The organism is Endozoicomonas acroporae, assembly GCF_002864045.1.
Classification (GTDB): Bacteria; Pseudomonadota; Gammaproteobacteria; order Pseudomonadales; family Endozoicomonadaceae; genus Endozoicomonas; species Endozoicomonas acroporae.
The window spans coordinates 20,041-27,720 of record NZ_PJPV01000095.1; the positions used below are offsets into that span (position 1 = coordinate 20,041).

The window sequence follows — 7,680 nt, forward strand, 5'->3', positions numbered from 1 at the left end:
CTAAGCGGATGGTCGCAGGTTCGAATCCTGCCGGGTGCGCCATTTTTCAGATGGCCATTTATCCTGCCTTATGCTTGATTCTTTGGTTCAATTTGAATAGTCTTTCGGTCGGTTACTGGTGGGCGTAGCTCAGTTGGCAGAGCTCCGGATTGTGATTCCGGCGGTCGAGGGTTCGAGCCCCTTCGCCCACCCCAGTTTAACGGTTGTCCGGGTGTTTCGGGCGGCCTGAAAAATACAGTGTTTTGCGTGCTTCGTGGAAGCACTGTGAGCGGAAGTGGTGAAATTGGTAGACACGCTGGATTTAGGTTCCAGTGCCGCAAGGTGTGAGAGTTCGAGTCTCTCCTTCCGCACCAGTCATTAACGGGGATAAGTATGCTTATCCCCGTTTTTGTATGTTTCATCCAAAGAAACTGCCCTGATGGGGGGTGTATGGACCCACTAGTCCTTAGCTTCGGGGAAACGTATATGAATAGTGCAGATAGGAAAAGCTGAGCCAGGGCTGCTGTGTTTTGGGTCTTTTAAATACGCTTTTCAGGTAAAGTCTGCTTTGTTCATTGGTTTATACCGTTGAGAAGTGAGAGTGGTGCAAATCCTGTAGGGAACGGGAATGTTTTAATAAAAAGTGTTCCTTTACCTTGCCCGGATCCAGTGTGACAGAACGTGTTTGTGCATTTTCCGGAAGCATTTGCTAGTCTATCCGCCTTTTGGCCCATTGTTTACACAGGTTTTGGTGTTGAGGAACAAAAATGCAAGTCTCCCTTGAAATGACTTCCGGTATTGAGCGCAAGCTGACTATCACTATCCCGGTTGCTGATATTGATAGTGAAGTGAATAAGCGTCTGCAGGACCTGTCCCGACGTGTTCGTCTGGATGGCTTTCGCCCCGGCAAGGTTCCAATGAAAGTGGTCAAGCGTCGTTACGGTGCCGGTGCCAGACAGGAAGTGCTCGGCGAGATGATGCAGTCTTCCTTCATTGAGGCTATCCAGGAGCAGGATCTGAACCCTGCCGGTGCGCCATCTGTTGAAGCTCAGTCTGATAACGACGAAGGATTCACCTTTGTTGCTACCTTTGAAGTCTACCCTGAAATTGCTCTGAATGATTTCAGCGGCATTGTTGTTGAGCGTCCGATTGCCGAGGTTCATGAGTCTGATGTAGACGAAATGATCGAAACCCTGCGCAAGCAGAGCACAACGTTTGCTGACGTTGAGCGTGCTTCTGAACTGGGTGACCGCATTACCTTTGACTATGTTGGCACCAAAGACGGAGAAGCTTTCGAAGGTGGCAGCGCAGAGAACTCAACTCTGGAGCTGGGCTCTGGCCGCATGATTCCGGGCTTTGAAGATGGCCTGGTGGGAGTGTCTGCCGGTGAAGAGAAAGTGCTGTCCCTGACTTTCCCTGAAGATTATCAGGCGAAAGATCTAGCAGGTCAGTCTGTTGAGTTTGCCTGCAAGGTCCACAAGGTGGCTGCACCCGCACTGCCTGAACTGAATGACGAGTTTTTTGCTCGCTTTGGCGTAAGCGAAGGTGGTCTGGAAGGTTTCCGTACGGAAGTGTCCAGAAATATGGAGCGTGAACTTCGTCAGGCAGTTAAAAACAAAGTCAAGAATCAGGTAATGGATGGCCTGCTGAAGATTCATGAAGTGGAAGTGCCTTCTGCCCTGACTTCTCAGGAAATCGACCGTATGCGCGAACAGGCGGTACAGCAGTTCGGCGGCATGAAAGGTGGTTTTGATCCAAAGCAGCTGCCAGCAGAGCTGTTTGAAGCTGATGCCAAAAAGCGTGTTGCCCTGGGTCTGTTGATTGGTGAAGTGGTTAAGCAGCGTGAAGTCAAGGTTGATGATGAGCGTGTGCGTGCCATGATTGAAGAGATGGCTTCTGCTTACCAGGAGCCTCAGCAGGTTATCGACTGGTACTACAGCAACGATGAGCAGCTGTCTCAGATCAAGTATGTTGTTCTGGAAGAGCAGGTAGTAGATACTATTCTGGAAGCGGCCCAGGTTTCAGAACTGGCATGCAGCTATCAGGACGCTATCAAGCCTGCTGAGCGTGCAGCTGAAACTGAAGAGGCAGAGCAGGAAGAGTCTGCCTGATACCGCTTGTAGAAGAGCATTTTATGAAGAGCGAGGGGGGTTGCTGGCTGATTGGCCAGTTCCCCTGACAAGCAGCTAAGGTTTTACCGGCTCTGGTCGTTTTAATCTGGTATGCAAGCGGCTAATCTTTCAGTTTATATGACTGACAGGTCAGTCGCTTTTCTTCGACTTGGCAAGGAGTTAAGACAGGATATGTCCAATCTGATAGACCCGCACGCCGTTGCGATCACCAACTCAGGACTGGTACCTATTGTTGTTGAACAATCAGCCAGAGGTGAGCGCTCTTACGATATCTATTCCCGCCTCCTTAAAGAGCGAGTGATCTTCCTGGTGGGCCAGGTTGAAGATCACATGGCAAATCTGGTGGTTGCTCAGCTGCTGTTCCTTGAATCGGAAAATCCGGACAAGGATATTCACCTGTACATCAACTCACCGGGTGGATCGGTAACTGCCGGGATGTCTATTTATGACACCATGCAGTTTATCAAGCCGGATGTTTCCACCATGTGTATTGGTCAGGCTGCGAGCATGGGCGCTTTGCTGCTGGCTGGTGGTGCTGCTGGTAAACGTTATTGTCTGCCACACTCCAGGGTAATGATTCACCAGCCGCTGGGAGGATTCCAGGGTCAGGCGTCAGATATCGAAATTCATGCCCGTGAGATTCTGAGCATCCGCAGTAAGCTGAACCATGTTCTGGCTCACCATACCGGCCAGCCTCTTGAAGTCATTGAGCGTGATACTGACCGTGATAACTTTATGAATGGCGATGAGGCAGTTGAGTATGGCCTGATCGACCAGGTCATGAATCGTCGTGGTGAAGACGGCAATAAAGACAAAAAATAAGCTGGGCGATTGAGCTGATGGCTCTTTTGTGATCTCCGGCGATATGCTCCGCAATCAATGGAAATAGCCTCTGTAAAGTGTGCTATTTTCATTATTTATAGCGCATGCAGGTTGATTTTTATCCAAAGTCGTTGAACACTAACTCATTGGATGGGTTCTCTTGGTATGGAGGGCTCTATCAGAATAGCTTTCCAGAAACATGCATGGTCCCGGATGGTCAGGGCATGAGTTCTGGTATCAAGCGGATCAAGCACTTGAAAACATGCCTCGATGCCTGCATCTTATCAGGCATGTAATTGTGAATCATGAATGGGCTTTGATCAGTTTGACTGACAGGTCTATTTTCATTGTCTATTTTCACTGGAGAGTGCAGGGCAGGCATTGTCCGTATAACAGGGTAATCGAATGACCGACGAAACAAGCGGCAAGGGTGAAGACAGCAAGTTGTTGTACTGCTCTTTCTGCGGAAAGAGTCAGCATGAAGTGCGCAAGCTGATTGCCGGCCCTTCCGTATTTATATGTGATGAATGTGTTGATCTATGCAACGACATCATCCGTGAAGAAATTCAGGACAGCAGTGGCGAAGAGTCTTCAGATAAGCTGCCAATCCCTCGCGAGATCAAGGAAACTCTCGACGAGTACGTAATTGGCCAGCCCCGGGCCAAGAAAGTCTTATCCGTAGCGGTATACAACCACTATAAGCGTCTGCGTTTTGGCGATGCCAAGGGCGACAAAAAGAAAGATGAAGTCGAGCTGGGTAAAAGTAATATCCTGCTGATTGGTCCCACCGGAAGTGGTAAGACGCTGCTTGCTGAAACGCTGGCGCGTATGCTCAACGTACCATTCACCATTGCTGACGCCACGACCCTGACGGAAGCGGGTTATGTTGGTGAAGACGTTGAAAATATCATTCAGAAACTGCTGCAGAAGTGCGATTATGATGTAGAAAAAGCCCAAATGGGTATTGTCTACATTGATGAAATTGACAAGATTTCCCGTAAGTCTGATAACCCGTCCATTACCCGTGACGTTTCCGGTGAGGGTGTTCAGCAGGCGCTGCTCAAGTTGATTGAGGGGACGGTTGCATCGGTACCGCCTCAGGGTGGGCGCAAGCATCCGCAGCAGGAGTTTCTGCAGGTTGATACTTCCAATATTCTCTTTATCTGTGGCGGTGCTTTCGCCGGTTTGGATAAAGTGATTCGTGGTCGTACTGACAAGTCTGGTATTGGCTTCTCTGCACAAGTCAGCAGCAAGGATGACAAAAAGGATCTGGGTGAAACCTTTAAAGAAGTTGAGCCGGAAGATCTGGTGAAATTCGGCCTTATCCCAGAGTTTGTTGGCCGTCTGCCTGTCATTGCAACGCTTGAAGAGCTGGATGAAGAGGCGCTGGTGCGCATCCTTGTTGAGCCTAAGAATGCACTGACCAAGCAGTACAGCAAGCTCTTCGATATGGAAGAGGTGGAAGTCGATTTCCGACAGGATGCTCTGCGTGCGGTTGCCAAAAAAGCCATGGAACGCAAAACCGGTGCTCGAGGCTTGCGCTCAATACTGGAGGCGGTCCTGCTTGACTCAATGTATGAAATTCCTTCCGATAAGAGCATTTCCAAGGTGGTGATTGATGCCTCGGTTATCAATGGTGACTCTGAGCCGCTATTGATTTACGAAAATTCTGAAACACCGAAGGCTGCACTTTCCGATAAGTGATTAGCTGTTGCTTGCGATAAAAACCCTTCCTGACACAAATGCCACTCGTTGTTAGACGAGTGGCATTATTCAAACTCTACCGCTTCTCTCTTTGGTCGATTAAGCGCGACCAATCCAGGTGCATTAAATCCTTTTATTCAGAGTGCAGAATGATCGATTGGGATGTTCTTTGTATCCTTCAGGTTGCTCCTGAAGATTTATTTGATGAAGAACTTTGATGATATGAAAGGGTAGAAACCGGATTTTCTGATTTGAGTTTGCTTGTTGGGTAATCGTGAAAACTGATGGAATGGGTTTTCAGGGAGCGAGATCGATTGAATAAAGCTTTTCAGCCCTTGAATAGCACGGAGTTTGACTGCTGGTCGATTGTGTAAGCCCCCAAGAAAGCCCCCGGATTATTTTGTAACCGTCATGCTGTGACGATAACTGTTTTCTTATGAGGTTTATTTCTCTCGGAAGTAGCATTAGTCAGTCAAGATGGTGATTATGCTGGAACTAGGGTGGGGCAAACCCTGAGCCACCTTTAAACATATATATAAACTAAAAGATTACTTTACTTATTGACTGATTTCTCAGTTGCAAGGAAAAAGTGGATCTGGTAATTTGCGTGCATCATTATTTATGAGATGAGCCTTGTAGCCTTCATTTTTTTGCTTGGCTTGGGCTTTAGGAAAGTTTCATGACTGATAGATCAAATGGACAGTTTGAAGATTACTCTGAAGAAGAATTGGCAGAACTTAGGGAAAGTGTGACGATTTGTGGTGCTCTGCCTATGCTACAACGGGAACAGGAAGAATCTTTAAAGAAAGGCCATCATTGTAAACCAATATTCAGCACTCCCCCAATTAAAGAGCGGAAGGAGAAAATAGGGATGATCGGCTGGTTCAAGAAGTTATTCAAAAAAAGAGGGTGATAGCTCTGGGCACACATCTGTGCGGCCTCCAGGTTGTAGTCGTTAGCTTTCAGCGTTAACTGTGTGTTTTGACTGGTATCGTTTGATAGCGTTGTACAGAGTAGCTCTGGTGACTCCATATTCTTCAGCCAGCGCCTTTTTATTCGCTCCCTGCCGTGATGCCCTTGCTACCATTTCTTGCTCCACAGCATCGTCTAATTTCGGCCTGCTACCGATCAGAACACCTCTGGCCTTTGCTGCCTCGATGCCTTCCCGCTGTCGTTCTCTGATCAGGTTGCGCTCAAACTCGGCAAAGGCTCCCATCATTTGCAGCATAAGCTTCTGCATAGGGTTATCAGTTCCCGTAAAAAACAGGTTCTCCTTATGGAACTGAACATTGATTCCCTTGGCGTTTAGCTGTTCCACCATGGTTTGAAGGTCTCCAAGATTCCTTGCCAGTCTGTCCAGTGAGTGAACATGCAAGGTGTCCCCTTTTCTAAGGTGCCTGAGACAATCATCAAGCCCTGGCCGTTTGGTATCCTTTCCTGAACACTTGTCTCGAAATATTTCATCTAACTCAACATCATCTAACTGACGTTCATCATTTTGGCTGGTACTGCTCACCCGGATATACCCGACTTTCTGCCCACTCATTCACTAACTATCCTGTGTCGTTTAGTGTCAAAGCGAGTCCAAGAGATATTTATACACTGTGTCAATATGAAAAATAATAGACCACTTTGACACGATAGAATGCGGGTTTAAGCAATGTGTCCTAAGTGTATAAATGGCTATACTCAGTTGAGCACTGGTGGTATGTTCAGTTCGTCTACAGAATAACTGAGTCAATTTATGGATAAGGATACAGTTCAGTCAAAGGGACCGTTACCAAGAAATCTGGATCAGAATGGGGAACCATTATACTCACCTCCAGCTTTCATTGCGCGAGTACCAATACCGGAGCCAACTGGCAAGATGAAAATATCGCGCCTTTTGGCTTGGTTAAGATCACTACTATCCAAGGTTTATAAGTGAGCTTTTTGTGATCAGTTATCTATTTGTTCTGATCTAAGATTATCAAAGTAGGAAGTCCCACTTGGGTGCTCAGCCGCCTGTCTATTTCGGATCTGATACAATACTCTGTAAATAGGCAGGCATGATCATAAACTTTCCTCTGACGGCTCTTAATCAATGCATAAAGGCTTGCCGATTTTCTCTCAGCCTGGCTATGACGACTTCCAGTCTTTTATCTTCACAGTCTTCTTTCAGTAACTTGTTCAAATGTCTGGTTGTTTCCAATAGAAATCTTCTTTGTTCTGCATCTCTTAAGGCAGACTCCAGGCCACTTACCTTCTGGTCTTTATTGTCCTTCATGGCTTCTAAGTAATCTGCCTTTTGCAGTGCTTCTCTCAAAAACTCTAACATTTCATGGTGTTCAGCCTCCTCAAGCTTTTTTATTGCTTCAGCGTCACCAGAATCTATTATTGCCTTTCGCCTCCTTTTTCTCTCTATTACTTCATTTAGCGCATCTTCCAAGCTTATAGCGCAAGTATTTTTGTGTAGCTTTTCTTCTTGCCAGTCTTGTTTTAATCTTGCTGCAAAATCTACCTTGTCTTTCTTAACCTTTAGCTTCTCTATCCTCTGTTCTAATGTCTTAACGCTTGCTCTCAAGTTCACTGGTTTGCCTTCTAGTTCTGTCAGTTTGTTGATTAACTCCTCAGCATCAATCATCTTGCTCAGGGCTGCTATGCCATTCATTAAATTTCCAGCCTCGGCAGGGGTAATCTGTCCGGTTGCGACTGCATCTAAAACAGACTTGGCCTTGCCGGTTAATGACTTCTACTTGGTCAGTCCTGGTATCTCAATAAGTCTGTCTTTTGGTGTTAGCGGGGGTCACAGTTTTGTCACATACCCCCTGTGTCAGCATAGTTGTCGCCTCTCCTGAAATTAGAAATCTCAACAGGGGGCGGTCATGAGTAATCAATGGCCCGCTATTCAGAAGAGTTCAAAGAGTCCATCATTCAGAAGATGATGCCACCCAATAATGTGCCAGTTTCGCAGTTGGTACGTGAGACTGGTATCTCTGATGTGACCCTGTACACTTGGCGAAAGAAAGCAGTATCTAAAGGAGTGCCTGTGCCGGGCGACGGA

Annotated in this window: 7 protein-coding genes and 2 tRNA genes; 7 read left to right on the forward strand and 2 right to left on the reverse strand. The window is 47.0% G+C overall.

Annotated features, from left to right (window positions below):
- Nucleotides 1-118 precede the first annotated feature (118 nt).
- The 6 genes from CX664_RS16070 (at nt 119) to CX664_RS16095 (ending at nt 5,550) form a co-directional block, all read left to right on the forward strand.
- Nucleotides 119-194: transfer RNA gene (locus CX664_RS16070), tRNA-His, on the forward strand.
- A 74-nt stretch (nt 195-268) separates the two neighbouring features.
- Nucleotides 269-353, forward strand: a tRNA-Leu gene (locus CX664_RS16075).
- Nucleotides 354-746: 393 nt separating this feature from the next.
- Nucleotides 747-2,090 carry a trigger factor gene (gene tig / locus CX664_RS16080; protein WP_101747728.1) on the forward strand — a complete coding sequence of 448 codons (1,344 nt, stop codon included), beginning with the start codon at nt 747-749 and terminating at the stop codon, nt 2,088-2,090.
- Between the two features lie 192 nt (nt 2,091-2,282).
- A complete protein-coding gene (gene clpP, locus CX664_RS16085; protein WP_101747729.1) occupies nt 2,283-2,933 on the forward strand; it encodes an ATP-dependent Clp endopeptidase proteolytic subunit ClpP in 651 nt (216 codons plus the stop codon).
- Nucleotides 2,934-3,338: 405 nt separating this feature from the next.
- Nucleotides 3,339-4,637 (forward strand): ATP-dependent Clp protease ATP-binding subunit ClpX, encoded by a 1,299-nt coding sequence (gene clpX, locus CX664_RS16090; RefSeq protein ID WP_101747730.1) that lies wholly within the window; start codon nt 3,339-3,341, stop codon nt 4,635-4,637.
- A gap of 679 nt (nt 4,638-5,316) precedes the next feature.
- The gene (locus CX664_RS16095; RefSeq protein WP_101747731.1) at nt 5,317-5,550 is read left to right on the forward strand and encodes a hypothetical protein; all 234 of its coding nucleotides are present in this window, start codon (nt 5,317-5,319) and stop codon (nt 5,548-5,550) included.
- 42 nt (nt 5,551-5,592) lie between these two features.
- Here the strand turns inward: CX664_RS16095 and CX664_RS16100 are convergent, their stop codons facing one another.
- Entirely contained in the window at nt 5,593-6,183 is a 591-nt protein-coding gene (locus CX664_RS16100; RefSeq protein WP_101747732.1) for a recombinase family protein, read from the reverse strand.
- A gap of 534 nt (nt 6,184-6,717) precedes the next feature.
- Nucleotides 6,718-7,287 (reverse strand): hypothetical protein, encoded by a 570-nt coding sequence (locus CX664_RS16105; RefSeq protein WP_101747733.1) that lies wholly within the window; start codon nt 7,285-7,287, stop codon nt 6,718-6,720.
- A gap of 225 nt (nt 7,288-7,512) precedes the next feature.
- On the opposite strand from CX664_RS16105, the gene CX664_RS28235 reads away from it, so the two are divergent.
- A partial coding sequence (locus tag CX664_RS28235) for a transposase (protein WP_146000062.1) occupies nt 7,513-7,680 on the forward strand: 168 nt, incomplete at its 3' end.